The organism is Bradyrhizobium sp. AZCC 1578, from assembly GCF_036924675.1.
Lineage (GTDB): Bacteria > Pseudomonadota > Alphaproteobacteria > Rhizobiales > Xanthobacteraceae > Bradyrhizobium.
This window is the reverse complement of record NZ_JAZHRZ010000001.1, coordinates 6,599,728-6,625,271: the sequence shown is the minus strand read 5'-3', so window position 1 is coordinate 6,625,271 and position 25,544 is coordinate 6,599,728. Positions and strand designations below refer to the sequence as shown.

General features: G+C 62.3%; 23 protein-coding genes and 2 pseudogenes. 15 read left to right on the top strand and 10 right to left on the bottom strand.

Translation table 11 applies throughout. The features are described 5' to 3' along the window. Window positions 1–59: 59 nt before the first annotated feature. Both V1290_RS31505 and V1290_RS31500 read right to left on the bottom strand, forming a co-directional pair. Window positions 60–581 (bottom strand): hypothetical protein, encoded by a 522-nt coding sequence (locus V1290_RS31505; protein WP_334367965.1) that lies wholly within the window; start codon window positions 579–581, stop codon window positions 60–62. Between the two features lie 270 nt (window positions 582–851). Then, window positions 852–1,664: a hypothetical protein gene (locus V1290_RS31500; RefSeq protein ID WP_334367964.1), complete on the bottom strand. Its 813-nt coding sequence runs from the start codon at window positions 1,662–1,664 to the stop codon at window positions 852–854. Between the two features lie 748 nt (window positions 1,665–2,412). On the opposite strand from V1290_RS31500, the gene V1290_RS31495 reads away from it, so the two are divergent. After that, window positions 2,413–3,408, top strand: a complete 996-nt coding sequence (locus tag V1290_RS31495) for an NAD(P)H-dependent flavin oxidoreductase (RefSeq protein WP_334367963.1) — start codon at window positions 2,413–2,415, stop codon at window positions 3,406–3,408. A gap of 31 nt (window positions 3,409–3,439) precedes the next feature. Further along, window positions 3,440–4,408: a zinc-binding dehydrogenase gene (locus tag V1290_RS31490; RefSeq protein ID WP_334367962.1), complete on the top strand. Its 969-nt coding sequence runs from the start codon at window positions 3,440–3,442 to the stop codon at window positions 4,406–4,408. A 617-nt stretch (window positions 4,409–5,025) separates the two neighbouring features. On the opposite strand, the gene V1290_RS31485 is transcribed toward V1290_RS31490, so the two are convergent. The 3 genes from V1290_RS31485 to V1290_RS31475 all read right to left on the bottom strand — a co-directional run bounded on the left by V1290_RS31485 (window position 5,026) and on the right by V1290_RS31475 (window position 7,433). Further along, window positions 5,026–5,433 carry a hypothetical protein gene (locus V1290_RS31485; protein ID WP_334367961.1) on the bottom strand — a complete coding sequence of 136 codons (408 nt, stop codon included), beginning with the start codon at window positions 5,431–5,433 and terminating at the stop codon, window positions 5,026–5,028. Between the two features lie 126 nt (window positions 5,434–5,559). After that, window positions 5,560–6,558, bottom strand: a complete 999-nt coding sequence (locus tag V1290_RS31480; protein ID WP_334367960.1) for an aldo/keto reductase — start codon at window positions 6,556–6,558, stop codon at window positions 5,560–5,562. A gap of 32 nt (window positions 6,559–6,590) precedes the next feature. Further along, window positions 6,591–7,433 carry an amidohydrolase family protein gene (locus V1290_RS31475; protein ID WP_334367959.1) on the bottom strand — a complete coding sequence of 281 codons (843 nt, stop codon included), beginning with the start codon at window positions 7,431–7,433 and terminating at the stop codon, window positions 6,591–6,593. A 442-nt stretch (window positions 7,434–7,875) separates the two neighbouring features. Between V1290_RS31475 and V1290_RS31470 the strand changes: the two genes are divergently transcribed. The 4 genes from V1290_RS31470 (at window position 7,876) to V1290_RS31455 (ending at window position 11,526) form a co-directional block, all read left to right on the top strand. Next, the gene (locus V1290_RS31470) at window positions 7,876–8,361 is read left to right on the top strand and encodes a copper chaperone PCu(A)C (RefSeq protein ID WP_334367958.1); all 486 of its coding nucleotides are present in this window, start codon (window positions 7,876–7,878) and stop codon (window positions 8,359–8,361) included. A 105-nt stretch (window positions 8,362–8,466) separates the two neighbouring features. Next, window positions 8,467–10,254 carry a PQQ-dependent dehydrogenase, methanol/ethanol family gene (locus V1290_RS31465; RefSeq protein WP_334367957.1) on the top strand — a complete coding sequence of 596 codons (1,788 nt, stop codon included), beginning with the start codon at window positions 8,467–8,469 and terminating at the stop codon, window positions 10,252–10,254. Window positions 10,255–10,342: 88 nt separating this feature from the next. Further along, window positions 10,343–10,879 (top strand): c-type cytochrome, encoded by a 537-nt coding sequence (locus V1290_RS31460; protein WP_334369233.1) that lies wholly within the window; start codon window positions 10,343–10,345, stop codon window positions 10,877–10,879. Continuing rightward, window positions 10,879–11,526 (top strand): hypothetical protein, encoded by a 648-nt coding sequence (locus V1290_RS31455; protein WP_334367956.1) that lies wholly within the window; start codon window positions 10,879–10,881, stop codon window positions 11,524–11,526. The genes V1290_RS31460 and V1290_RS31455 overlap by 1 nt, the downstream gene beginning before the upstream one ends. 196 nt (window positions 11,527–11,722) lie before the next feature. Here the strand turns inward: V1290_RS31455 and V1290_RS31450 are convergent, their stop codons facing one another. Beyond that, window positions 11,723–12,259 (bottom strand): hypothetical protein, encoded by a 537-nt coding sequence (locus V1290_RS31450; protein WP_334367955.1) that lies wholly within the window; start codon window positions 12,257–12,259, stop codon window positions 11,723–11,725. Window positions 12,260–12,823: 564 nt separating this feature from the next. On the opposite strand from V1290_RS31450, the gene V1290_RS31445 reads away from it, so the two are divergent. Further along, window positions 12,824–13,612 carry a class I SAM-dependent methyltransferase gene (locus V1290_RS31445; RefSeq protein WP_334367954.1) on the top strand — a complete coding sequence of 263 codons (789 nt, stop codon included), beginning with the start codon at window positions 12,824–12,826 and terminating at the stop codon, window positions 13,610–13,612. Window positions 13,613–13,844: 232 nt separating this feature from the next. Here the strand turns inward: V1290_RS31445 and V1290_RS31440 are convergent, their stop codons facing one another. Next, window positions 13,845–14,090 (bottom strand): hypothetical protein, encoded by a 246-nt coding sequence (locus V1290_RS31440; RefSeq protein ID WP_334367953.1) that lies wholly within the window; start codon window positions 14,088–14,090, stop codon window positions 13,845–13,847. Window positions 14,091–14,894: 804 nt separating this feature from the next. On the opposite strand from V1290_RS31440, the gene V1290_RS31435 reads away from it, so the two are divergent. From V1290_RS31435 to V1290_RS31425, 3 genes are all read left to right on the top strand, one after another. Continuing rightward, window positions 14,895–15,578, top strand: coding sequence for an alpha/beta fold hydrolase (locus V1290_RS31435; RefSeq protein ID WP_334369232.1), 684 nt, complete (start codon window positions 14,895–14,897; stop codon window positions 15,576–15,578). Window positions 15,579–16,628: 1,050 nt separating this feature from the next. Then, complete coding sequence (locus V1290_RS31430; RefSeq protein WP_334367952.1) at window positions 16,629–18,008, top strand: cation-efflux pump; 1,380 nt, start codon at window positions 16,629–16,631, stop codon at window positions 18,006–18,008. 189 nt (window positions 18,009–18,197) lie between these two features. After that, complete coding sequence (locus V1290_RS31425; RefSeq protein ID WP_334367951.1) at window positions 18,198–20,507, top strand: sensor histidine kinase; 2,310 nt, start codon at window positions 18,198–18,200, stop codon at window positions 20,505–20,507. Window position 20,508: 1 nt separating this feature from the next. On the opposite strand, the gene V1290_RS31420 is transcribed toward V1290_RS31425, so the two are convergent. After that, the gene (locus tag V1290_RS31420; RefSeq protein WP_057847652.1) at window positions 20,509–21,399 is read right to left on the bottom strand and encodes a LysR family transcriptional regulator; all 891 of its coding nucleotides are present in this window, start codon (window positions 21,397–21,399) and stop codon (window positions 20,509–20,511) included. A gap of 120 nt (window positions 21,400–21,519) precedes the next feature. On the opposite strand from V1290_RS31420, the pseudogene V1290_RS31415 reads away from it, so the two are divergent. Together V1290_RS31415 and V1290_RS31410 are read left to right on the top strand one after the other, a co-directional pair. Then, window positions 21,520–21,933, top strand: a pseudogene (locus tag V1290_RS31415) (formate dehydrogenase accessory sulfurtransferase FdhD); the annotation flags it as partial. Then, window positions 21,923–22,136: pseudogene (locus V1290_RS31410) on the top strand (formate dehydrogenase subunit delta). The pseudogenes V1290_RS31415 and V1290_RS31410, both read left to right, overlap by 11 nt. A 90-nt stretch (window positions 22,137–22,226) precedes the next feature. Here the strand turns inward: V1290_RS31410 and V1290_RS31405 are convergent. Beyond that, window positions 22,227–23,003 (bottom strand): DUF4394 domain-containing protein, encoded by a 777-nt coding sequence (locus V1290_RS31405; RefSeq protein ID WP_334367950.1) that lies wholly within the window; start codon window positions 23,001–23,003, stop codon window positions 22,227–22,229. A 111-nt stretch (window positions 23,004–23,114) separates the two neighbouring features. Here V1290_RS31405 and V1290_RS31400 point away from each other — a divergent pair, with 111 nt between their 5' ends. The 3 genes from V1290_RS31400 to V1290_RS31390 all read left to right on the top strand — a co-directional run bounded on the left by V1290_RS31400 (window position 23,115) and on the right by V1290_RS31390 (window position 25,314). Continuing rightward, complete coding sequence (locus V1290_RS31400) at window positions 23,115–23,735, top strand: sigma-70 family RNA polymerase sigma factor (protein ID WP_334367949.1); 621 nt, start codon at window positions 23,115–23,117, stop codon at window positions 23,733–23,735. Then, a complete protein-coding gene (locus V1290_RS31395; protein WP_334367948.1) occupies window positions 23,732–24,484 on the top strand; it encodes an anti-sigma factor in 753 nt (250 codons plus the stop codon). Before V1290_RS31400 ends, V1290_RS31395 begins: the two co-directional genes overlap by 4 nt. Before the next feature lie 608 nt (window positions 24,485–25,092). Further along, window positions 25,093–25,314 carry a hypothetical protein gene (locus tag V1290_RS31390; RefSeq protein ID WP_334367947.1) on the top strand — a complete coding sequence of 74 codons (222 nt, stop codon included), beginning with the start codon at window positions 25,093–25,095 and terminating at the stop codon, window positions 25,312–25,314. A gap of 34 nt (window positions 25,315–25,348) precedes the next feature. On the opposite strand, the gene V1290_RS31385 is transcribed toward V1290_RS31390, so the two are convergent. After that, on the bottom strand, window positions 25,349–25,543 hold the full coding sequence (locus V1290_RS31385) for a hypothetical protein (RefSeq protein WP_334367946.1): 195 nt from the start codon (window positions 25,541–25,543) through the stop codon (window positions 25,349–25,351). Between the last annotated feature and the right edge of the window lies 1 nt (window position 25,544).

The window sequence follows — 25,544 nt, the reverse complement described above, 5'->3', positions numbered from 1 at the left end:
CGCGACGAATTGAGAACCGGCGGCATTGCGCCGCCGGCCTCACCCCACACAGGCATGGATCAGCTAAACATGCCTGAATCGTCGATATGGAAGTACTTGGAATCGTTGAGCACGTCGTTCAGGTTCGCGGATTCGATGCTGGCCTTGAAGTAGATATCTCCACCTTCCGCCTTGTTTTCGTCTCCGCCGTCGCCGCCGACACCGGCCATCACGGTCTGGCTCTGGTCCGCAGCGAGCCAGTTTTCCTGATAGGCCTTCGTGTTGGCATCCACGTCGGACTTGTTATGGCCGCTCTCCGATTCCTGGTCGCCATTCGAGACGGCCTTGCCGCCCTCTGCCTTGGAATGCTTCTCCGCCTTCGCATTCGCGCCCCCGGCGTCCCAGTATGCCTTCTGATAAACGTCATCGCCGTTCTTGACGTGGACGTCGGCGCCTTCGGCCTTGTTGGTCGGGTTGAAGTGGATACTCGGGTTGCTGATGATGTTACCCTCGTTGTAACCGTCTCCACCGTTCCCTGCGCTGTTGCCGCCGGTCGACGCCTTGAACACGATCGTGTCGGAAGGAAATGATGCCTTTGCCATGTGAGACTCCCTGACTTGGTTTGCGCACTGTGCGTCCCAATGTGGACAGCAACGATTTTGGATTTGGAGACTGGCGCGGTCTAGCCGCCAAAGCTGATGCCACCCAGTGGCAACGGTGTACGCCCGAAATGCTAGCGTCGCGCCGCGGAGATCTGCGCAGCTCCAGTGCTGCTCGAGCGTTTTCGAGTGAAGCGAAGAGGTTCGCGCCAGGAAGACGCGTCAAATCAAAACCTGGAATCGCGTTTCGATTCTATCGAAACGGAACAGGCTCTAGGCATGATCCAGCAGGTGAAGGTCCGACAACAGATGCATGGCGAAATCGCCGCCAAGCGCAGCATTGCCGTGGCCGCCGTCGCCACCGATTCCGGCAATCTGGATCACGCTCTGGTCGAACACGACATTGTTGCTCTGATGAGCCTCGGCTGTTGAATTGTAGCCGGCGACCGCAATGTTGATCGGGGCGTAGATCGCCACGTCGATGTCGATCATGCTTCCCGAGAAGTGGCCGTTGCCGCCGTTGCCGGCGTTGTTGTTACCGGTCGCTATTACATCAGAGCCAATTAACTCGAAGATGGAAGAGAAGATATCTGCAGTTCCGCCAACCGCGTGATTACCGTTCCCGCCATCACCCCCCACGCCGGCCATCTGAAAAGCGGATTGATCGAACACCACATTGTTTGTCTGATCGGCGTTTGCGGTGGAATTATATCCCGCCACGGCGATGTTGATCGGATAGTAGAACGCAAAGGTCGCGTGAACGATACCCCCGTAGGCGTACCCGTCGCCACCATTGCCGGCGTTGTTGTCGCCGGTACCGAGCGCGTCGGAGCCGGTAGACCCGATCGCGCTGACATTTCCACCCGATGCGGCATTTCCGTTACCGCCATCGCCGCCAACTCCAGCGATCTGGGTCGCGGATTGATCGAACTCCACGTTGTTCGTCTGATGAGCGTCGGCCGTCGCATGGGCACCCGCCACCGCAATATTGATCGGGTTATAGACCGCGACAGGAGCATGCACCATTGCTCCGGAGAAGTAGCCATCGCCACCATTGCCGGCACTGTTGTCACCGGTGGCGATCACGCCAGGGCCGGCAGGCCCGAGCGCGCCGACGCTTCCACCCGATGCGGCGTTCCAATTGCCGCCATCACCGCCAACTCCCGCGATCTGGCTTGCGGACTGATCAAAATAGGCGATGTTCGTCTGATTGGCGAGGGCTGGCGCATGGGCGCCCGGCCACGCCACGTTGAGCGGCTCGAAACCAGCGTAGCTGCTATGGATCAGGCTCCCGGCAAAATGACCTTTGCCGCCATTGCCGGCGCTGTTATCTCCCGTGTGGGTCAGGAAGCGTGGCCATGAATCCGCGGACATCCACCACGAGTCTGGCAGATCGTTTCCGAGCTGAGGCTTGCGGTCGAGGGGAACGCCGTGAACAGGGTCCGGTACACTCCGATGATCCATGACTGTTGCCCTACCGAAATTGTTTCGCGCCGACCGGACGGACGCCTCCCGCACTCAAGAGAGGATGTCACCTCGGCAAGCCAAAAGCCGAGTCGTCAATTCGGATCGCAAACGTTCGGGCGATAGACACGATATCAGTTACACCCGTTCGGGTGTGGGTGGTACCTTGCGTGAATCTGGACGTAGGCAGCATGTTCGGTTAGCGGGTGATCTCGGAAATACCGGACCCCACGCTGACTTGTTCCGCCCTGCGGAAACCAGCCCCTGCTTTTGCATGATGGCGTTGTCCTGACCACCACCCCGCACCCCGTAGACTTTTGCAGGAGGTGGCGGCATCCTGCCCATCGAAATCTCACGACAGAGGGCAGACATGATCAAGACGCGATTCACCGAGCTCGTCGGCGTCGAGCACCCGATCGTCCAGGGTGGCATGCAATGGGTCGGCCGCGCCGAGCTGGTTGCGGCCGTAGCCAATGCCGGCGCGCTCGGACTGATCACCGCGCTGACGCAGCCGACGCCGGAGGATCTCGCCAGGGAAATCGCGCGCTGCCGCGACATGACCGACAAGCCATTCGGCGTCAACCTCACCATTCTGCCCGCGATCAAGCCGCCGCCTTACGCCGAGTATCGCCAGGCCATCATCGAGGCCGGCATCAAAATCGTCGAGACCGCCGGCAACAAGCCGCAGGAACACGTCACCGAATTCAAGAAGCACGGCATCAAGATCATCCACAAATGCACCAGCGTCCGCCACGCACTGTCGGCGGAGCGGATGGGCGTCGATGCGCTCTCGATCGACGGCTTCGAATGCGCCGGCCATCCCGGCGAGGACGACACGCCCGGCCTGATCCTGATCCCGGCCGCCGCCGACAAGGTGAAGATACCGATGATCGCCTCCGGCGGTTTCGGCGACGGCCGCGGCCTGGTCGCAGCCCTCGCGCTCGGAGCCGAGGGTATCAACATGGGCACGCGCTTCATGTGCACCAAGGAAAGCCCGATTCACCAGCTCGTCAAGGAGCGCATCGTCGCCAATGACGAGCGCGAGACCGAACTGATCTTCCGCACCATGCGCAACACCTCGCGCGTCGCCAGGAACACGATCTCGACCAAGGTGGTGGCGATGGAAAGGGAAGGCGCGAAATTCGAGGACGTGCGCGAACTCGTCGCCGGCGCCCGCGGCAAGATGGTCTACGCCACCGGCGACGCCGATGAGGGCATCTGGTCGGCCGGCCAGGTCCAGGGCCTAATCCACGACATCCCGACCTGCGCCGAACTGATCTCGCGCATCGTGCGCGATGCGGAAGCGATCATCCGCAGCCGGTTCGAAGGCATGCTGTCGGGCGCGCAGCGTCAGGCAGCAGAATAAAAACAGTCTCCGCCAACAACGAGAAGAGCCCATGAAAGCCTATGTCTACGGCGCCAACGGCGCCGAAATATCAGAGGTCGCAAAGCCCTCGCCGAAGGGCACGCAGGTGCTGGTCAAGGTGCATGCCTGCGGCCTCAATCGCGCCGACCTCGGCATGACCAAGGGCCACGTGCATGGCGCGGCCGGTGGCGTCGGCACCGTACTCGGCATGGAATGGGCGGGCGAAGTCGCCGAGCTCGGGCCTGACGCAGAAGGTGTTGAGGTCGGCGACAAGATCATGGGCTCGGGCGCAGCCGCGTTTGCCGAATATACGCTCGCCGACCACGGCCGGCTGTTCCGTGCACCCTCGAACATGAACTTCGAGGAAGCCGCCACCCTCCCCGTCGCGCTCGCCACCATGCACAACGCCGTCGTGACCAACGGCGCGCTTCAGCCGGGCCAGAGCGTCCTGATCCAGGGCGCCAGCTCCGGCGTCGGCCTGATGGCGATGCAGATCGCCAAGCTGAAGGGCGCCAAGCTCGTGATCGGCTCCTCGACGGACGCGATGCGCCGCGGCCGCCTGAAGGAATTCGGCGCCGATCTCGCGATCGATTCCAGCGACCCCGGCTGGGTCGATCAGGTGCTCAACGCCACCAACGGCGAAGGCGTCGACCTGATCGTCGACCAGGTTTCCGGCAAGGTCGCCAACCAGAATCTCGCCGCCACCAAGGTCAAGGGCCGCATCGTCAATGTCGGCCGGCTCGGCGGCACCCACGCCGATTTCAATTTCGACCTCCACGCCGCCCGCCGCATCAACTATATCGGCGTCACCTTCCGCACCCGCAGTATCGAAGAAATCCGCGAGATTTTTGACGAGGTCCGCAAAGACATCTGGCCGGCCGTAGAATCGCGAAAACTGCAACTGCCGATCGACAAGGTCTATCCCTTCGCCGAGATCGGCAAAGCGTTCGAGCACATGGAAGCCAACAAGCACCTCGGCAAAATCGTGGTGGCGTTCTAGCTGCGTGTCCCGGACGCGGTGCATCGCGTGAGCGCTGCTCCGCAGAGCCGGACCCACGCATCGGTGGACCCCGGATCAGCAGTGCATCACGCCGCAAGCGGCGTGCTGCACAGCATCCGGGGAACGCAGACCGCCGCTCTTTCCAGACAGCGTAAACCGCAAGTTATCTTACGGCAGCGACCCTCTCAGGTCTGCGACACCAAGATCGAGGGTTGCTCGGCCACCGTTCTCGGGAGTAGTGCGCGTGCTCACCTTACTGTGTTCGGACACGGCAATGACTCGGTCACCTTTCTCAGCCGGTCCGAGACTTCGGACGACGATCGCGCCAAGCACAAGCAGCGCGACCATAATCAGCCCACTCAGGGCCGGCGTTAGACATAGATTGGACCCATAGCGCACCATTGCATGCACCCATGCGCATCGCCCGCGCCCCGCTGCAATAGTGTCGTTGAGTCGTTAGGCGATTTGGTGACGCGGTGGTGGCGATCCGGCGTTCACTCTCTTCCGCGCAGCGTACACTTCGACCGAAGCGCTCGCAGAGATGAAGCCGAGCATCCGCACCGACGCCAGTTCGGTCGGGGAGTCTGCATATCGGCCGGGCGACGCGCGCGACGCTGCTACCCGACGCGACTGCGTTGCTCAATATTGGCCGCCGGTCCCCCCGCGCGGACATTGCGAGTACCGGATGGCAGTGTTTGTGAGCCCGCGATACTTTTCCACGGACTAATCGTTTCGACGATGATATTGATTCCGGCCAACGCGCTGTCGATTTGGCGCTGCACGTTGTTGACTTCGGCCTGCAGGAAGTCCTGCATTTTTTGGAGTTCGGAAGCCAACCCCTGAAGTTCGCCTATCGAGTTTGAGGTCAGCCGGGCGACGGAAGAGTTGATTCGTTCGGCGCTGATCTCCAGTTCGCTGGAGGGCTGCGACTTCTCTTGCGTTTCCGATTTGCTGAGTTGTGTCGCCGAAGCCAATTCCGACGGAGGCGTTTTTTCGTCGGGTGCGGCAGACGTTCGGGTATCCATCAGGTGCTCCCTTGGTGCCGGTTGGTCGCGACGCCAATCCCGAACCAGATTGGTTAATAATCCGTTAAGGCTGATGCAGATTGGTTAATAATTCGGTAAGGGGAAGCCGAGACCGTCGTTTTTCGATCATCGCGCCTCGCCAGCAAACGCCAGCCGCAGTTCCGACAGCCGGTCGAGCGCCGCCTGCGGCAGCGGGCCCTTCTCCACCGCGGCGAGCGCATCCTCAAACTGTTGCGGCGTCGCCATGCCGACCAGGATCGTGCCCATCGCCGGATGCGAGATCGCAAACCGCGTGGCGGCCTCGGTCAGGCTGGCGGCAAATCCCTCCTCCACCAGCGGCATCAGCCGGCGCGCGCGATCGACATCGGCATCGTAGCTCATGGCAGAGCCGATCGGCTCCGGCGCAGCGCCCGCAATCGGATGACGCTCCGCCGAACCCGACAGCGCCCCGCCGGCCAGCACGCGGATGCCCACGACGCCAACACCGGCGGTTTCCGTGTGATCGAACAGCCGTCCATAATCCTGCGCCGGATAGCGCGCCGGCAATTCGCCGGCCGCAGACGGATTGAGCATGTTGTAGACGACCTGCGCGCTGTCGAACACGCGCGCATTGATCACCTGATGCAGCGCCGCCGTATCGCCCAGCGCCGTGATGCCGAGAAACCGGATCTTCCCCTCTCGCCGCAGCCGCTCGAACACCGGCACCACCTCGTCCAGCACCTGCCGCACGCTCAGCGCCGACCGGCCGCCTTGCTCGGTGATGGGATTGTGCAGATGAAAAATATCGACCCGCTCGAGCCGCAGCCGCGCCAGGCTGCCTTCGAGCGATAGCCGCACCGCCTCATCAATGCGATCACGATCGCCAGGCGGCAACCGGACCTTGGTGGCGACAACCACGTCGACCGGCTTCAGCTTCTGCAAAACCCGGCCAAGGTTCCTTTCCGATTCCCCGTCGCCATACTGCACCGCGGTGTCGAAGTAGTTGACGCCAGCGGCAATTGCGCGCGCGATGGCTCGCTCCTGGTCGGCAGCATCGCCACGCACCATCAACCCGCCGACGGCGCCGCAGCCGAAGCCGAGGATCGAGAGCCGCATCCCGGTGCGGCCAAAGGTTCGAAATTCCATCGCGTTTCCTCCCAAGGTGGATGACCTGCGCGCTAGCCTTTTTTCGGCGACCAGCCATAAGCCTTGGCGCAGGCCCCGCCCATCAGCATGGCGCGCTCGCTCTCGTTCAGGCGGCTGGTCCTGAGGAACGGCTCGACCGCCTGCTCGTAGTTGACGACGGCGAATGCGCGCGTCCAGTCCGTGCCCCACAGGCAGCGCTCGAAACCCCAGGCATCGAACACGCGGGCGAGCGGGTCCCAGATATCCGGATAAGGATACGGCTCGCGCGACAGCGTGCAGGCGCCGCTGACCTTGATCACGGCGTTCGGCCGCGCAGCGAGTTCCAGCACCTTCGGCAGCTCCGCCCAAGGCTCTGGCGGCGCCGGCGGAACACGTGGCTGCAGGAGGCCGAGATGATCGATGATGAACCGCGTGTCGGGATGGCGATCGATCAGCGCCCTGCCCGCATCCAGATTGTCCCAGCAGTGGAGGTTGACCGGAAAATCATGGCGAACCGCCGCACGCGCAATCCGGTCGAGGCCGGGATGGTCAGGCGCACGCTTGGCCTCCTTGGTCAGCATGATGCGGATTCCGACCGCGCCCGGCGTCTTCCTCCACTCCGCGACGACGTCGGCCACATCAGGGTCATCCGGGTCGACCGGCTTGACGATCGCGAACCGGCCGGGATGCGCTCGCTGCACTTCCACGGCATAGCTGGCGTCATAGCGATACAACGAAAAAGCCGAGATGAAGATCGCGCCGTCGACGCCAACCTCGTCCATCGCTGCCACCATCTCGTCACCCGTGACGTGATCGGGCCAGTTCGGCACACTGTGCCAAGGCCGCTTCGGACTGTTCGCCTCGTAGGCATGGACCTGGGAATCGATGATGGGCATCGGGGCGGTTCCTCTGTACCGAGAGATTTTGGACAATGCCGCATGCTCGTGTCCAGAGCGCAAAAGCGAGGCCCAACAGCGGAACTGAGGCGGCCTGTTCGATCACCCGATCACCAGCGTGGAGACACAGAATTTGGTATGGCTGTGGACATCCAGTGTGGCGCGAGCGCCGCAGGCACCTGGACCAACTGCCCGCCCAATGCAGCAGCCGGTTCAGCCCGCGCCGCAAAACGTGGTGGCGCATTTTTTGTCGGGAAAAAAGCGCAGCGCCCTTTGAGCGCCTTATTTTGAGGCGTAACTTGAGACGCCAAGAAACAAGAAAAAATCGATCTTGGGAGGCACGCCAATGTGCAGAACGAAGAGTTTCGTTTGGGCATCCCTCGCTTGTGTACCTCGACTGACCGCGCATTTACAGGATTACCCTTCGGCCGAGACATAGCCGATGACCGCGACAGCGACATCAGGTGCTGATGGCGCACGGCTTGATCGCGGCCGGATTGCATTTCTTGTGTTCGGACTGGTTGCTGTTCTTTGGCTGACGCGCGGGTTCGCCGCGGCAGGTGAAGCGTTGCAAGTGACGAACGCCCGGGTGCATGCGTCCGATCAGATCGGTATCGATCTCCCGCTTGTGATGACGATCAGGAACGATGCGGCCGAAGCCGACGCCCTGTTGCGCGTCCGCTGTCCGTTCGCGAACTTCGCCGTAAGGCACACGGTCGATCGCGGTGAAGGCGCCCCAGCCATGCGCGAGATCAAGTCCATTCCAATCCCGGAGGGCAAGACGACCGAACTCAAGCACGACGGACATCACGTGATGCTGCTGCAGACGCGGCAGCAACTTGTCGACGGCGAGACGTTTACATGCGCCATCGTTTTCCAGAAAGGCGGAACCAAAGAAACGGAGGTGCGGGTTTCACGAACGCCCTGATCGCGACAGCGGCCCGGTGAGCCGCTGAACGAGGCTTCTCAGCTAAACGCCCGGATGTGCCGGACGCTCGATTTAACGTGGACCGCCAAAAGGAGGGCATTTCTCATGGAGCGATTTTCAGGTCACACAAGAATCTCCACGCGAGCGCGCCTGCTCGCTATTGCAGTCACTGCCGCGGGCATCACGGCCGCACTGCCCGCGTCCGCCGCCGACGAGGTCAATCAGGAACGGCTGCTCAACGTCGAGAAGGAGCCGGGCAACTGGCTTCATCATCATCAGAATTACTCGGCTCACCGGTTCTCCACTCTGAAGGAGATCAACCGCGATAACGTGAAGAACCTGAAGGTCGCCTGGACCATGCATCTCGGCGGCATCGAAGGCGGCGGCATTTGGAGCCATGGCGGGCTGGAAGGCACTCCGATTGCCGAAAACGGCTTTCTCTACGTCACCGATGGATGGGGTTCAGTCTACAAGATCGATGCGCATGGTGGCCGCGGCGTGTTGCTCTGGAAGATGGACCCCAAGACCGACCGTGACTGGGCTGGCGCCGTGGCGTGCTGCGGCGTCGACAACCGCGGCGTCGCATTGTGGGGTGATCTCGTCATTTCCCATACGCTTGATGGCCGGCTGATCGCGACCAACAAGGAAACCGGTCAGGTTGCCTGGCAGCGCACGGTGGCCGATCCGGACAAGGGCGAGGTGATCACCGGCGCGCCGCTGATCGTCAAGAACATGGCGATCACCGGCGTGGCGGGCGCGGAATACGGCATCCGTGGCTGGATCGCCGCCACCGACCTGACGACCCAGAAGGAGGTCTGGCGCACCCACACAATCCCGGGCAAGGGCGAGCCCGGCAGCGAGACCTGGAAAGACAGCAACAACGCCGCCGCCGCCGGCGGCGGTTCGACCTGGGTAACAGGCACCTACGATCCAGCAACGGACACCATCATCTGGGGCATCGGCAACCCCGGGCCGGACTGGGATAATGAATATCGGCCAGGCGACAACCTTTACACCGATAGTTCGCTGGCCCTTGATGCCACGACTGGCAAGATCAAGTGGCATTATCAGCACACGCCAAACGACCCCTACGACTACGACAGCGTGGCGGAAAACGTGCTGGTCGACGTCCCCGGGCCCAGTGGTCCGCGGAAGCTCGCGCTCGAAGCCGACCGCAACGGCTTCGCCTATGCGATCGATCGCACCACCGGCAAGTTCGTCTGGGGCCTCCCGTTCGTCAAGAAAGTCACATGGACCAAAGGGCTCGATGCGGAGACCGGCAAGCCGATCGAGTATGACCCGAACAAGGCCGTGCAGACCTATATCGCGTCGGTGACACCAAGCCGCACCAACTTGGAAACCGACATCTGCCCCGGCAACATGGGCGGCAAGAACTGGCCGCCGACGGCCTACAATCCGGATCTGAGGCTCTGGTACATCCCGGTGATCGAGAGCTGCAATCGCATCAAAGTCGAGGTGATGACGCCGGACAAGCTGAAGCCTCGGGAGTTCTGGACCGGCGGCGGCCCGAGCCAGCCATTCAGGATCACCGGCAGCGTGACTGCGATCGATGTGACGACCGGCAAGATCGCCCAAAAAATGGAAACGCCGTTCCCCAATTTGGGCGGCATGCTTGCAACTCCCGACCTCGTCTTCACCGGTCAGCCGTCCGGCGAAGTGATGGCGCTTGACGCCAAGTCATTGCAGAAGCTCTGGGAGTTCAACACGGGCGGCGGCGTCAACGCACCGCCGATGACCTTTACGGTCGATGGCAAACAGTACGTTGCCATCCTGGTCGGCCTGGGCGGCGCCTGGGACAAGTGGTTCATCGATTCGACGCCCGAACTGAAGAAGATACAGCCGGGATCGATGCTCTACGTATTCGCACTCTGACATCCAAAAAACGGAGGGTCCGCCAATCGCGGGCCCTCCTTCGACAAGAGACGCAATGATGATCTTCAGCAGATTCCCGGCGGCAGGCATGCTGATCGTGAGCGTCGTCGCCCTGAATTTCTCGATTGGTACCACAGCTTTCGGTCAGTCGGCGCAAGCGCCAGCTTCGGATCCGACCAATGCCGGCAAGGCCGTTTTCAGTAAGGCCAATTGCGTGGGCTGCCACAAATGGCACGGCAATGGCGGCGGCGGCTACGGCGGTGATGCGCTGTCGCTGCGCAAGACCGAGCTGACGCGGGATCAGATCATTGAAATCGTCGGCTGCGGGCGGCCGGGCACCGGGATGCCGTTCTTTATACGCGGCGCCTACGACGAGGTGAAATGCCACGGCATGAACCGCCAGGACGCGGGGGGACAGATGCCGCCCGAGGGCGGAACGTTTCTGCGGCCGAAGGATATTGAAGCCGTCGCCGACTACGTAATCGCCCACATCAAGGGAGCCGGCGAACCCACTTACGCGCAATGCGCCGCCTTCTTCTCAAGCACCTCGCGGGTATGCGACGTCTACAAGAACCAAGCTCAGAAGCCAGATGATGCGACCGCCAGCACCGGGAAGGGCCAGTGATGCGCAGACTGAAGCTGCCGGGCGTTCTTGCTGCGGGCCTGCTTGCCTGGCAGGCCGTCGTGCTCCCGAGCTCTCCGGCTGGTGCGGAAGAATTCAGCGGCAACGATCTGCGTGACATTCGCCTCGGAATGGCTGCGGCCGAGTTGGCGGAGACCGGTTACGTCGACTTCTACTGCGCGGCGGACCCGAAGCGCACATTGGCTGGCTGGCAAAACTGGCGTGACTGCCCTGCCGACGCGAATGGAACACGGGCGATCCGATTTGGTTACGATCCGTCGACCAGCCGCGACGGCACGATGGTGGCGGGTCATCCGGCGATCCTCACCCTGCTGATCGACGATACTGCGCACGTTGCCGGCTTGCAGATCGAGACCGATCCGAAGGCGCGTCTCTATATCCGAAAGAAGGCGTTTCTCCTGGGGCTGCAGGCCAAGTCGCGCTACGGCTCGGACGGCTGGGCATGTACCGAGGGCCAGCCGGGTGCAGGAGACCAGCCAGTGGGAGGCATCTATCTCAAGGAGCGCTGCACCAAGACGATCAGTGGCCGTTCACTCGTTGTCGAACGCAACCTCTTCCGCCGGTCCGATCAGGACAGCAAGAATTTTGTCGACGAATCTCGCATCAGCATCCTGCGAGCCAAGAATTAGCAGCTCGGTCGCGATCATGCGGATCACGGACCTGAAGGCTTAAGGCTCGTTTCTTCGTAGAAGACCGATTGCAGGTGCGGATGGCGTACTCGACAAGGCGTCATCCGCGGAATGTCGACCGGCAATGATTGTCGTGGGCTCCGTGGCACGTCTCAAATGTGCCAGCAGCGGAAATCAAATGCCGAATTTCAGCAGTTCACCGCGGAGGCGCTGCGCTCCCCGTGGTCGGCTTGTCACCCGGAATCTTGTACTCGCCACGGAGTTCATCCCACAAGGCCGTGTCACTGATCAGGACGACATGGTAATCGCCGCTGCCTGTGATCCCCGCATACTTACCCGTGCCGCCGGTGAACTGGAATGTCCCGCGGAACTCCCGCGGCTTCGCGTCTTTCAGGACGTACTTGGCAAAGACCTTGGATCCATCGGCCTCCGTGAAGGTCTTGTAGCCGCCGCTGGACATGCCAGCATCCGTTTGATCAACCACCTGATAGCGGGCTTTGTCGAGAAAGGGCTTGCCGTCGGCATTGAACACGGCACCGTCGTATTCAGTGACTGACACCGTATGGTCAGCCCGGTGTTCCAGCTTCACGCTCTTGCTCGATAGGGTGACCAGAACGGCTCGACCGAACCATTGGCCTGATTCTTCCGCCACGGCCGACACAGAGGCCGCCGGGGCTGCCAAGGCAAGCACAACACAACCGCACATCCACGATGAATTGAGATGATACCTCATGGTTTCCTCCCAGATGGGTTGCAGGTTACGATTTTGTCGGAGCCAATACCTCCATGATTGCCCTCTCAGAACTCTTACCTCGCCCCTTTGGTTGCCCATCTACTTGAACAAACCCCTTCGTTTGTTGATTGGCAATCACATGCGAACCGCTCGGCCTCCTCAACGACCCGACCGTCGACCACCAAGCCCCGCAAGCTGTCTTTGCCGACTGGCTCGTGGCTTACCGGCATACCAGCAATCCGGACGAGGAGTGTGGACTGCGTTACACGCAGGAAGCGGGAGCAGGAGCGACGTGTTGGTCGCCCTGATTCTTGATTGACGCGTAACAACAGTCGTAGGCGGATTAGCGCAGCGTAACCCGCCATCTTGCTGCAGATGCAGCGGCGGATTACGCCTGCGGCTAATCCGCCCTGCGCGCTGCGCGCTGACATGGGCCGCGCCGCCAGCCACGTCTGCAATAAGCCAATTTCAGGCCAAGCGCGCGTCCGCGCGGCTGTGGCAACACGACTAGGGTAATGGTACCGTTGAGCGGTGCAATTGGGGGCCGCGGCAGGAGCTTCAGCAATGGTCGAACAAGAAATTCGATTCGATGACGGTGCCGCCTATGAGCAGATGATGGGAGTCTGGAGCCGACTCGCTGGTCAAATCTTCCTTGATTGGTTGGCGCCATCCCCGGGTTTGCGGTGGATCGACGTCGGCTGCGGCAACGGGGCCTTCACTGAGCTATTGGTCGAGCGATGTAGCCCCGTGGAGGTCCAAGGTATTGATCCATCTGACGCGCAGCTCGCTTTTGCACGCACACGAACTGCGTCGCGCCTGGCACAGTATTGTAAGGGCGATGCTATGGCGCTTCCCTTCGGCGATGGCAGTTTCGATGCAGGCGTGATGGCCTTGGTACTTGTGTTCGTTCCGGACCCCGCGAAGGGCGTTAGCGAGATGGTTCGAGTAGTTCGCCCGGGCGGTGCAGTCGCGACCTACATGTGGGACATGCTGGGTGGCGGGTTTCCGCTAGATCCAATCCTCCTTGAGATACAGGCAATGGGCATTGCGCCTCCGCGCCCACCACGGATGGACGCGTCTCGAATGGAAGCGTTACGCGACTTGTGGATCGGTGCAGGCCTCGAGGACGTGCAAACGCGGGAGATCACCGTAAGCCGGACCTTTGCAAATTTTGACGATTTCTGGATGACAAATCTCAAGTCCCCTTCGCTTGGGCCTACGGTTGCCGCTATGCAATCGAGGGACGTTGATACGCTCAGGTTACGGGTGCGTGCTCGCCTACCAGCAGGCGCCGATGACCACATAACATGTGATGCACGCGCGCATGCGATAAGGGGGCGCCGGCCCAAGTAGCTGAGCAGCCTCGGTCAAACTCGGAAGTCCGGAGATGCAACCGGGAGATCTGCCTTGCCCGCGTAAGCAGACATCGTCAGATCCGGTTCGTGAAGAGTCGACATTGAACAGGGAGAGCCTTGCTTTGAGGACGCATCAGGTCACCACTGGTGATCTGCAACAGATTAAGGGAGGCTGCCATCTGGGCAGCCTCTCTCCATACCTTGAAGCTATCCCCACCCCCCTGCCCCCGTCATGGCGACTCATCCCAACGTGGAGATGAAACGACAAGGCTCACGCCCATCCCGAACTCACGTGTGGGCTTCCGATCGGTCTTGAACAACCATTGTGCGGCCTCGGCGTTCGTGGCGCAGCGCTCGAGCCAGCGAGCCACGAGAAAATCAACCCGCGCGGCAAATCGCCGTCGAGCCGCTGCCAGCAAAGGCCTCGCGCCCAAGCTCTGATCGGATGGTCTCTTGACGTCGTTGCGGGCGTTCATCTTGCCCTCCTGCCGGTTCGGCGGAGGGAGCGGCCCTGCGCCGAGAGTTACACTCTTGCTTTGCGGATCAGCCCCGCTTCGAGCTGAAAGTTCGGGCCCCACGCCATCACGGACATGCACGACCAATCGGCCAGCCGAATAAGCGGCCGGACGCGGGCGGCAGTCTCTGCGATGTGTGTGCGTGCGTTGCGCATTACGGTCCTCTAAGAGTGCAGGCAATTTCACCCGCGACGAATGTCATGATCTAAACGCAGAGAAAATTCAGCCCGTCAATGTTTTATGCGCACGAGGTGCGGGATTTGTTGCGCGCTAGTAATTTTTCGAACGTCAGCGGAGCCGGCTGGGATCGAAAATTTCAGGCTGTGGTCAGTTGGCGGACGTGGCGGTTTACTTCGCCATGTCCGGCCTCCCCCGGAAGCAGACACACCAATCGGAGGGTTGGCATGTCCGCTGGGGCCAAACAAGCGGACGATACCTGTCGCGAAGCCCGTAGGCACAATTGAGGAATAATGCGACCTTGAACGAATTGCCCGAAGCGCCGACGCACTGCAGCCGATAAGCCATTCATCGATCCCCCGCGGTCGGCACTGTAGTCGCCGGCTGCTGACAACGTCATGTCAGCAGCTCTGGTGTTCGAGATGGGAATGATAGTGCGGTTGGAGGCCCGGGGGCCTTCACCGGATGGATACGGATGTACCGAAGGCGACATGCACCCCTTCCGCGCCCCGCGACCGTGCAGTACCATAGTGTCCGGCGGGACGTGCCGAAGCCCTACTTATTTCGCAGCAAACTCGCTTGGCATTGATGACCACCTTCGTTCTAATCCCTGGAGCTGGCGGTGCCGCATGGTATTGGCATCGCGTCCTACCATTGCTCCGGCAAGCCGGTCACGAGGCGCTCGCCGTCGATCTACCCGGTGACGACGCTCACGCAGGGCTACACGCCTACGCCGACCTCGTCGTCGCCTTGATCGGAAAGCGAAAAGACGTGGTGATCGTTGCTCAATCGATGGGCGCATTCACGGCAGCGCTCGTGTGCGCTCGCGCTCGGACGCCGATTCGCATGCTCACCTTCGTGAACGCGATGATCCCTCTTCCCGGCGAAACGGCCGGTGAGTGGTGGGGCCATACTGGGTGGCTCGAAGCGCGGCAGGCTGCAGCCAAGCGTGGTGGCTACAGCGTCGAGTTCGATCTCGCTACGTATTTCCTTCATGATGTGCCAAAGGATATCGCCGAAGAAGGAGCCGCGCACGAGCGCCGGGAGTCCGAGATCGCCTTTAGCGAGCCCGCGAACTTCCAAGCGTGGCCTGACGTTCCGATTCACGTCGTGGCCGGTCAAGACGATCGGTTCTTTCCGCGCGACTTTCAGGCACGCGTGGCGCACGAGCGGCTCGGCAAGACCGTCGACGAAATCCCAGGCGGCCACTTGGTTGCGCTCTCCCATCCACGCGAGCTCGCCGAACTCCTGCTTGCCTACCTCGTGAAATAGGGCATGCGAGCTCGACAAGCCGTCGGCTCAAAAGCCGACACAGGCAAGACCAATGTGGTGTCTGCTATAGCCCAGCTACCGACTCATGCAGCACAGGTTTTAGTCGGCATTAGTCCCCTGCTTGGCCGATGTTTTTCAGTGCGCCGCCTTGGTTCTATCGGTTCAGAAGCTAGCAATGGCAGTGCGGCTCTGTCCTGCTGGTTGGGCAAATAACCGGCGTGCACGAAAAATCGATTTTTCTCGAATAATCAATTTTCAACGTGATTTGCCCCGTCCAGTCGTCGCATCAAAAATATTCAGCTTCGCCGCAGACCCAAATCACGCTTACAAATCCCGCCGTCCCGTCCCGACAAGAGGGGCGTTGGCCATCGTCACGAACGTGGGGCGGGATGCGGTGGACGCGGCAGCGTCGGCGCGAGAAGTTGTTCGCAGGGCGGCTCTTCGGCCGTGAGCGGACACGGCGCGCAGGACGTACGGCGCTGAAGCGTACAGCAAAACCGTGTGGTCCTGGCACCCGTGGCTGGTGTCAAGCTGACGGAGGTGCGTCGAGCCCAACCGGGTTCGACAAGCCTTTAATCCGGCAGCGATGGAGGCAAGAGGAATTCGTCTCCAGGGAGAGCGCGGTATAAGCCGTAAAACCACTGCGCAGGGAATGCCGGAGTGCCTCGGCTGTACCTGTATGCTCGTGTGCGTTTCTTTTGCGCTACTTGCACACGAGACCGCGGGTGCAGCAAGCACCCGGCATTCCCTGCGCCCTCTTCCAGTAGGGCGGATGAATTTGCAAAGCTCGGGCGGATCGCGCCGCGAGAATGCGGAGGCGTGTCCAATGCGCGCAAGCCTATCGTCAACCACAGATGTCCATGTTGCGCGACGCTGGAGCTACAGCTTCGCCTACAACAGGCATCGGTGGCTATGGGTCCCTGCTTTCGCAGGGACGACGCGAAAATCAACTCGGAACAATTCGCAACAAATCGCTCCTGCAAGTGAGTGGCGATTGCGCATCCAACTGTCAGCTTTAATCCCACACAGCGCCCTGCTAAACCGCTGGCCATGACCACTATCCCCACCATAAAAACCAACGTCGCGGCGATCTCGATCTTCGCCAGCGCCGGCATGGCTGCGGCGAAGTTCGCGGTGGGTATCGCGATCGGCTCGCTCGCGCTGATCTCGGAGGCGCTGCATTCCTCCGTCGACGTGATCGCGACCGTCATCACGTGGCTCGTGGTGCGGGTATCCGACCAGCCAGCCGACGAGGAACATCATTACGGCCACGGCAAGTTCGAGAGCCTGTCGGCGCTGTTCGTCATCGCACTGCTCTACGTGCTGGCCGGCGGCATCCTGGTCGAATCCTGGAGCCGGCTGCGCGAAGGTGCGCCGCCGCCGACGATATCGGCTGTCCCCTTCGTCGTGCTGGTGATCGATATCGCGGTCAATTTCTGGCGCGCGCGGGCGCTGCATCGCACGGCGCGGCAGACGCGGAGCCAGGCGCTGGCGGCGGACGCGCTGCATTTCGCTTCCGACGTGCTGGGATCCGTCGCCGTCATCGCCGGCCTGGCGCTGACCGGGCTCGGCTATGCCTGGGGCGACTCGGTTGCCGCCATCGCCGTTGCCGTCATGATATCGATCCTCGGCCTGAGGCTCGGGCGCTCCACCGTCGAAACCCTGCTCGACCGCGCGCCGGCGGGCGCGTCGGAAAAAGCGACCGCGGCGATCCGCGCGGTGCCCGGCGTGGTCGGTGTCGAACGCGTGCGCGTGCGCATGGTCGGGCCGACGCATTTCATCGACGCTATCGTCAAAGTGCCGCGCACCTACCCGATCGACCGGGTCGAGGCGATCAAGAAGACCGCGCAAGTCGCGGTCACGCAAGCGCTCGGCGACGCCGACCTCACCTTCACCGCGGTGCCGGTCGCGCGCGACAATGAGAGCGTGCGCGAGCGCATCATGGTGATCGCCCGCAATTCCGGCCTCGCCGTCCACCACGTCACGGTGCACGATCTCGGCGCCCGGCTGATTGTCGGCATCGACCTCGAAGTCGACGGCGACATGGAACTCACCGCCGCGCACGCCATCGCCCACGACCTGGAGCGCAGCATCCGCGAGGAATTTGGCGAGGACGTCGAGGTCGACACCCACATCGAGCCGCTCGGGCCGGAATTGCCGCACGGCACCGACGCTGCGCCTGAGCGCGTCGAAACCATCAAGGCCGCGCTGTCGCGCTTTGCCGGCGGCAACGGCGCGATCCATGACATTCACAATGTGCGGGTCCGCGACACCGATGCGGGCGAAATCGTCAACTTCCATTGCCGCGCCGCACCGTCGATGAGCGTGATCAAGGTGCATGAGAACGTCGACGAGATCGAGCGCGCGCTGCGCCACGCGTTCCCGTCGATCAAGCGCGTCATCAGCCATGCCGAACCGCCGCGCGCGTAGGTTTGCGCCCGTTCCCGTTTCGGACTCGCATCGAGCGTGCCTTAATTCGTGTTGGACAAGATTTATTTCGAATTAACGAATCGTTGACTCTCGACAGCCCGAAAAAAGTGGATTCAAATCGGCATGATTCGGAAGCTACGGGGTGCTTCCGGACAATGTGCAAAAGAGCCTTCGGCGGGGGTCTAAAGCATGGCGCGCGCGCATGCGGCGAACGCGTGTGTCCAATCCGATTCGATCAAAGGATTGGCGCAATCGATCGCAAAACCTGCCTACCACCGGCTGCTCACCGCAGAGCCGGCGCTTCGCCGCGCCGTGCCCACGCTCATCATCGCCTTCCTGATCACGATCTGCCTCGGCGCCTTCGTGCAGGTGATCGACCAGAGCCGGCAGAAGCGCGCCGCCATGAAGCGCGATCTCTCCGCGCTCACCGAGCTCCTAGCCGAACGGCTCGACCGCTTCGCGTCGGTCCGGCAGGATCGCGCCGCCAATATCGAACGGCTGCAGAGCCTGCTGCCGGACCTGATCCCGGCCTGGGGCGCTGCGAGCGGCCGCCACGTCATCATCACCGGCTCGGACCACCGGATTCTGGCCCGCGTTCCCGTCGAAGGCAGCCTTGGCGGCGATCGCATCCTCGACGTCATCAGCACGGCGCAACTGCTCGCCACGCCCGGCCAGCAGGGCGTCGTCAGCGACATGACGCTGCCGAACGGCAACGGCGCCATGGCGATCTCGCGGTTGGTCAAATCACTGCCGGGCATGGTCATCGTCATCCAGGAACGGAACGAGCCGCTGTGGGGTTCGGATGCCGCTCTGTCGGTGACGCTGTCGGCCACCACCGGCTTCGTCGTGCTGATCCTCGGCTTCGCCTTCCACTGGCAATCGACCCGCGCCCGCGAGGGCGATCTGATCAACGACGCAGTGCGCGGCCGGATCGATACCGCGCTAAACCGCGGCCGCTGCGGATTGTGGGACTGGGACCTCTCGCGCGGCCGCATCTTCTGGTCGGCATCGATGTTCACGATGCTCGGCCTCGACTCCCGCAACGATCTCCTCACCTTCGGCGAAGTCAACGCGCTGGTGAAATCCGACGACATCGACCTGTTCGCGATCGCCGACCAGATGATCGCCGGCAAGATCACCCACATCGACCAGAGCTTCCGCATGCAGCACACCGGCGGCCACTGGATCTGGCTGCGCGTGCGCTGCGAGCTCAGTCACACCTCGGCCGATGGCGGGCTGCATTTGATCGGCATCGCGGTCGACATCACCGAGCAGAAGAGCCTCGCCGAGAAGACCGTGGAAGCCGACCTCAGGCTGCGCGACGCGATCGAAACCATTCCGGAAGCCTTCGTGCTGTGGGACGCGGAAGATCGCCTCGTGCTCTGCAACTCGCATTTTCAGCGCCTGCACAAATTGCCCGATACGGCGGTGACCCCCGGCACGTCGTACGAGACCGTAATCGAGGTCGGCAGCATGCCGGAGGTTCGCACCAGACTGCAGGAGACCGGCGCGCAAGCGCCGGGAGCCCGCACATTCGAGGCGCAGCTCGACGACGGAAGCTGGCTGCATATCAGCGAGCGCCGCACCAAGGACGGCGGCTACGTCTCGGTCGGCACCGACATCACCCGGATCAAGGAGCACGAGCAGAAGCTGATCGAAAACGACGCCCGCCTGCGCGCCAACGTGCTCGATCTGAAGCGCTCGCAGGCCGAGCTGGCCGATCTGGCGGAAAAATATTCGCAGGAGAAGAACCGCGCCGAGGAAGCCAACCAGGCGAAGTCGAAATTCCTCGCCAATATGAGCCATGAGCTGCGCACCCCGCTGAACGCCATCATCGGCTTCTCCGAGATCATGGGCAGCGGCATGTTCGGCGTGCTCGGCTCCGACAAATATCAAGAGTACTGCCACGACATCCTCACCAGCGGCAAATACCTGCTCGAAGTCATCAACGACATCCTCGACATGTCGAAGATCGAGGCCGGCCGCATGAAGCTCGACATGGAGCAGCTCGATCTGTCGAAGATCCTGGCAGAGTCGCTGCGCGTGGTGTCCGGGCGTGCCGAGGACAAGCACCTGACGCTGGACGCCGATATCGAAAGCACCATTTCCGTGATGGCCGACCGCCGTGCGGTCAAGCAGATCTTCGTCAACCTCCTGTCCAATGCCGTAAAATTCACCCCCGACGACGGCAAGGTCACGGTGCGCAGCCATGTGCTACCCAACTCGATCGTGCTGATGATCGCCGATACCGGCATCGGCATCGCGCCCGCTTCGCTGCGGCGGCTGGGCAAGCCGTTCGAGCAGGTCGAAAGCCAGCTCACCAAGACCTACCAGGGATCGGGCCTCGGATTAGCTATCGCGCGGTCGCTGACCAGCCTGCATGGCGGCACGATGCGGCTGCGCTCCAAGCTCGGCACCGGCACCGTCGTCCGCATCGTGCTGCCGCGCGAACCGCAACAGCCGAAGCCGAAAGCAAGGGCCGAGGCCGAGGCGGCCTGATCTACGCCAGGGTCGGCGCCACCTCGCGGGCGACCTGCACCAGCGCTGCGATCAGCGGCGTCATCGGATCGCGCTGCGGGATCACCATGCCGATGCTGTAGTCGACGACGGGATCGACGATCGGAATGCTGCGGACGGAGTCAGCCAACCCCAGTGTCTCCGCAAGCTTGGCCGGCATCACGCTCGCCCAGCGCCCGGTCTTCACGTGCGTGTAGAGCACCAGCAGCGAGTTCGAGGTCAGCGTCGGCGTGGCCTCGGCTCCGACGGAGGCCAGCGCGCGATCGATGATGCGGCGGTTCTGCATGTCCGGCGTTAACAGGCACAACGGCACCTGCCCGACCTCCTTCCAGGTGACCTGCTTGCGGTCGCCGAACATGGCGTCGGGCGCCGTCAGCAGGCGATAGCTTTCGTTATAGAGCGGAATGGTGCGAACCTTGCCGATCGGCTCGTTCTCGATATAGGTCAGCCCGGCATCCACCTCGAGATTTTCGAGAAGGCCCAGCACATCGGCCGACGTGCAGGACTGGATGCGAAAGCGCACGTCCGGGTATCGCGCGCGGTACGGCGTGGTGAGCTGCGCCACCATGCCGAGCACGGTCGGGATCGCGGCGATCCTGATTTCGCCGGAGAGCTTGTCCTTGAGGCTGTTGATCTCCTGCCGCATCGCGCGGGCGTCGCCGACGATGCGCCGCGCCCAGTCGAGCGTGCGCTCGCCCTCCGGCGTAAAGCCCTGGAACCGGGAGCCGCGCTGCACCAGCATGACGCCGAGAATTTCCTCAAGCTGCTTGAGGCTGGTCGACATGGTCGGCTGGGTGACGCCGCAGGCTTCCGCCGCCCGCCCAAAATGCCGCTCCTTTGCCAGCGCCAGCAGAAGTTCAAGCTTGTCGATCACCGAGAAATCCCACGAAATTTGGCCGTATGGGCGGTCGCCCAAGTGCCACAAATAGCACGGGCGCGAAGGCGCCAATACTTCAAAACGGCGTCCGAGGGACGGAAATTCGACATTCATATTGTCCAATTTTTTATCCCATTGCAGCAGATCAACATCCAGACCCGCGCGGTGCATGCGGCGGCATTCTGGACGCCTGCGCACGGCCTCGTGGCGTTGCGGGAGGACGTCGGCCGCCACAACGCGCTCGACAAGATCGCCGGCGCGCTGGCGCAGGCTGCCATTCCGGCCGCCGCCGGCATAGTGCTGCTGACCAGCCGCGTCTCAGTCGAGATGGTGCAGAAGACCGCCGCGATCGGCGCCCCGCTGATGGTCGCGGTGTCAGCACCGACCGCGCTTGCCGTTCGCATCGCGGGTGCCGCCGGTATCACGCTCGCGGCCATCGCACATGCGGATGGATTTGAGATCTTCACGCATCCACAGCGGATTGCGGTTGCACAACATACTGGCGCTGCCGGAGCCGCCCATGTCGCCTGACCGTTTGATCTACATGGCCAATCAACTCGGCAAATTCTTTCAGAGCCAGGGACAAGATAAGGCCGTGCCCCGGCATAGCCGAGCACATCAGAAAGTTCTGGGACCCGCGGATGCGCAAGGCGATCTTCGCCCATCTGGACAATGGCGGGACCGGGCTCGATCCCAATGTCCGCAACGCGCTCGAGACGTTGAAGAAGGCGTAAGCACCTGGCTGAGCCCGAATTCACCGGAAAGTTCTGCCGGTCGCGCAAGCAACCGGCAGAATCCCGGCGTCCGGAGATGGCAGCGGTCGGCTACATTCCCATGATGGCGATGTCCTTGACCGTGCCGCTGACGCCGGCGATCTTTGCAGCCTCGGTCGCCTTTCCGGTCGCGAGGTCGATGCTGTAGAGCGTGCCGCCCGCCATCAGCCAGGCTTCGTTCTTGCCGTTACCGTCGGACCAGATGTCAAACGCGACGGTATCCGCCTTGATCCCGAGCTTGCCGATCGCGCCGAGCACGCCGTCATTCGGCGGCGCCTGCTTGATCAATCCGCCGATGGTGCCGTCGATGTTGAACAATGCCGTTTCCTTTGCGCCCTTCACCGAATTGATATAGGCGCCGGCGACGATGTTCGGCTTTTCGCCCTTGTGCATGTCGCTATCGGCAAACTTGTGATCGCCGTCCTTGGTCACCTTGCCGTCATCGACATTCGCCCGCAGGTTCATCCCGTCCGCGCCCATCACGCGCAGGCGATCCGCCACCGGGTTGAAATCGACCGTCGCGGCTACGCCCTTGGCGAGCATGGTGTCAAGTTTGGATTTCGTCGTGGCCTTGCCGTCCATCGCAATGGTCACAATGGTGCCATCGTCGACCAGTCCATAGAGCATGCCGTCAGCCGGACGTACGTCGATGCCGACCAGCGCACCGGAAATGCCGGTGACCTTGACCGACCCGGTCGCCTTCTTCTGCGCGGTATCGACCATCGCAATGGTGTCGCCGCCGATCAGGGCTGCGACCTGCGCGGCGTTGGCGGCTGCGGATGACAGCAATAGTGCGGCCGAAGCGGCGAAAATCGAACGATAATTCATTGGTGAGCTCCCTGTGTTGCTATGATCCTCTCGGGACCAACACAGCGGGTACCGGCGGCGCGGCGAAACGGATGCAGCACACTGAAAATTATTTTCGACACATGCATCCAAATGCCGCATCTCAAGGTAGAACAACTATGCAAGGGCATAGACATGACTGGAAATGGCACCATCACCGCCAACCTGCAGGCTCCTGCCCTGTTCGATGGGGAGCGCGAGGCGCAGCTTACCGCGGCCCTGGCGCGCTGCGCGGCCGGCGACCGCACCGCATTGCGCGTGATCTACGACAGCGAGGCGCCGCGCATGGTCGGCATCGCGCGCCGCATCCTGTTTCGGCAGGACCTAGCGGAAGAAGCGGTGCACGACGCCTTTATCCGGATCTGGCGCGGCGCGGCCGGCTTCGATCCGCGCCGCGGCAGCGCGCGGGGGTGGCTCTATGCGGTGGTGCGCAACCGTGCCCTCAGTATTCATCGCGATGAGCACCGCTACGAAGCATCCGATGAAAGCATCGCGGATGTCGACTGCGAGACCACTCTGTCACGGATGCCGGAGACCAGCGCGCTGCGCCGGTGTCTCGAGCAGATCGATCGCCCCCGTCGCGACGTCGTGGTGCTCGCCTATGTTCACGGTATGAGCCACGGCGAATTGGCGGGACGGCTCAAGGTTCCGCTCGGCACGGTCAAGAGCTGGGTACGGCGTAGCCTCTTTGCGTTGCAGGAGTGCATGGGATGAACCCGCACGAAGCCGATAACGCCATGGCCGCCGATTACGTGATGGGCCTCCTTGACGGTGCAGAGCACGCCGCCGCCGAACAGCGCATCGCAACCGACCAATCGTTTGCTCAGGCTGTCAGCGCGTGGCGGGAACGGCTTGCGGACCTCGATCTCACTGCCGAGGAAACTCCACCGAGCCCGGCGCTTTGGCAGCGCATCGTGGATGCAACCAGAATCGCGCCGATCGACGCCCTGCCCTCCGCACGCGCCGCGCTGCGCGGCGCCACACTGTGGGACAACATCCGGTTCTGGCGCGGCCTCGGTATCGGCGGAGCCTTCGCCGCACTGCTTTTTGCGACAATCATGATCGGTGCGTTGGCGACGTCGCGCCAGCTTCGTCATGACATGATCGCGCTCGCCCAGCGCAAGCCGATTTACGTCGCCGTGCTGGTGAACGACACGACGAAAGAGGCCGGCGCCATCGTCAACGCCTTTTCGAACGGCCGGGTCGAGTTGATACCGTTGCGGCCGATCGAGGTTCCTCCCGGCCGAACGCTGCAGGTTTGGACCTTGTGGGATCGCGCGATTGGCCCGAAGTCGATCGGCCTCACCGGTCAGTCGCGCACGCTGCAGCTCGACCTGGAGTCGCTGCCGGAAACCGCGCAAGATCAACTGTTCGAGATCACGCTGGAGCCCGAAGGCGGCTCACCCATCGGACGACCGACCGGCCCAATCCTGTTCAAGGGCAACGCGGCACGGGCCTTGTAGCCGCCCTAGAGGGAAGTGGCCGGCCGTCCGGTTTCAGCACCAGCCCTTCTTCCAGTGACCCGGCGGGCAGCCACGGCCGCGCCAACCGACTTTTCGGCCGCGGCTCCAACCAAACGGACGGTAACCGTGGCCGCGGCCCCAACCATGCCCGCGGCCGTGCCCGCCCTTTACTTCGATCAGATCTCCCTTGACCAGAGAGTCGTGGATCAGCGGGTAGCCGCGGGGCATCGCCGTTGCCGGGGACATGAAAGCGATTGGTAGTGTGAGTGCGATTCCAAATAGTAGTTTGCGCATGGGCCGTCCCGCTCCAAGGGTTGAAGACGCCGCTCTCAAGCAGGAAAAAGCGGCAATAGTTCCACGCGATTGAGGCGAACGTCCGAAAGCCGCCATTGGTGCACCGTTCCCATCAGAAAAATCAGGAACGACGGTCGATCGGCAGGGCGCCATTTTTCACCCGCAACCGAAAAGGTTGGGAACGATATCCATCGTCCGGCGTTGCAGGAGGGAGCAGGTAGTTCAGGAAAAGGAGAAATCCACCGGAATTATCAGCTCAAAAGCCCCGTCAGTTATCTTAGATAGCTGGCGGGGTTTTGATTGGGGAGAGGCTCGTGCCCTACGCGCTGTTTGCCGACGACAGGCAAATCGGTCCTGGCCTGCCGACTGAGGCAGAGGTCTGGAAGCAAGCCCTCGACGCTTCCCTGATTTCCGATCTTTCCGTTGCCGACGAAGCCGGCGGGGCGATTCTGTTGACCCGCTATCACGTGAAAGAAATCAGGGAAGAGTATTGCGCGCCGGATCCGGCCTGGAGGCTTCCGGACGAAATTTCCTGACGCCGCCTTGCCAGGGCTTCACGCAAAGTCCCTGCTATGCCTGCTTGACAAAGGCCAGGCCGCTCACGGTCAGCCGTTCCTCGCTGGTTTCGCCTTCGGCCACCAGCCTTTCAAGGTAGGTTTCGAGTTCCGGCAGCTTGCGGTCGAAATCGGCACCAAAGCCCGTCAACTCGCAGGTTTTCCTGATGCGCTCGATGGGCCTGTCGAAAATGTTGATCTCGGTATGCATC

Bases quoted from the DNA above. Each gene is read 5' to 3' on its own strand.
- V1290_RS31505 (WP_334367965.1), bottom strand. From the start codon at position 581: ATGGCAAAGGCATCATTTCCTTCCGACACGATCGTGTTCAAGGCGTCG.
- V1290_RS31495 (WP_334367963.1), top strand. From the start codon at position 2,413: ATGATCAAGACGCGATTCACCGAGCTCGTCGGCGTCGAGCACCCGATC.
- V1290_RS31490 (WP_334367962.1), top strand. From the start codon at position 3,440: ATGAAAGCCTATGTCTACGGCGCCAACGGCGCCGAAATATCAGAGGTC.
- V1290_RS31485 (WP_334367961.1), bottom strand. From the start codon at position 5,433: ATGGATACCCGAACGTCTGCCGCACCCGACGAAAAAACGCCTCCGTCG.
- V1290_RS31480 (WP_334367960.1), bottom strand. From the start codon at position 6,558: ATGGAATTTCGAACCTTTGGCCGCACCGGGATGCGGCTCTCGATCCTC.
- V1290_RS31475 (WP_334367959.1), bottom strand. From the start codon at position 7,433: ATGCCCATCATCGATTCCCAGGTCCATGCCTACGAGGCGAACAGTCCG.
- V1290_RS31470 (WP_334367958.1), top strand. From the start codon at position 7,876: ATGACCGCGACAGCGACATCAGGTGCTGATGGCGCACGGCTTGATCGC.
- V1290_RS31465 (WP_334367957.1), top strand. From the start codon at position 8,467: ATGGAGCGATTTTCAGGTCACACAAGAATCTCCACGCGAGCGCGCCTG.
- V1290_RS31460 (WP_334369233.1), top strand. From the start codon at position 10,343: ATGCTGATCGTGAGCGTCGTCGCCCTGAATTTCTCGATTGGTACCACA.
- V1290_RS31455 (WP_334367956.1), top strand. From the start codon at position 10,879: ATGCGCAGACTGAAGCTGCCGGGCGTTCTTGCTGCGGGCCTGCTTGCC.
- V1290_RS31450 (WP_334367955.1), bottom strand. From the start codon at position 12,259: ATGAGGTATCATCTCAATTCATCGTGGATGTGCGGTTGTGTTGTGCTT.
- V1290_RS31445 (WP_334367954.1), top strand. From the start codon at position 12,824: ATGGTCGAACAAGAAATTCGATTCGATGACGGTGCCGCCTATGAGCAG.
- V1290_RS31440 (WP_334367953.1), bottom strand. From the start codon at position 14,090: ATGAACGCCCGCAACGACGTCAAGAGACCATCCGATCAGAGCTTGGGC.
- V1290_RS31435 (WP_334369232.1), top strand. From the start codon at position 14,895: ATGACCACCTTCGTTCTAATCCCTGGAGCTGGCGGTGCCGCATGGTAT.
- V1290_RS31430 (WP_334367952.1), top strand. From the start codon at position 16,629: ATGACCACTATCCCCACCATAAAAACCAACGTCGCGGCGATCTCGATC.
- V1290_RS31425 (WP_334367951.1), top strand. From the start codon at position 18,198: ATGGCGCGCGCGCATGCGGCGAACGCGTGTGTCCAATCCGATTCGATC.
- V1290_RS31405 (WP_334367950.1), bottom strand. From the start codon at position 23,003: ATGAATTATCGTTCGATTTTCGCCGCTTCGGCCGCACTATTGCTGTCA.
- V1290_RS31400 (WP_334367949.1), top strand. From the start codon at position 23,115: ATGCCGCATCTCAAGGTAGAACAACTATGCAAGGGCATAGACATGACT.
- V1290_RS31395 (WP_334367948.1), top strand. From the start codon at position 23,732: ATGAACCCGCACGAAGCCGATAACGCCATGGCCGCCGATTACGTGATG.
- V1290_RS31385 (WP_334367946.1), bottom strand. From the start codon at position 25,543: ATGCATACCGAGATCAACATTTTCGACAGGCCCATCGAGCGCATCAGG.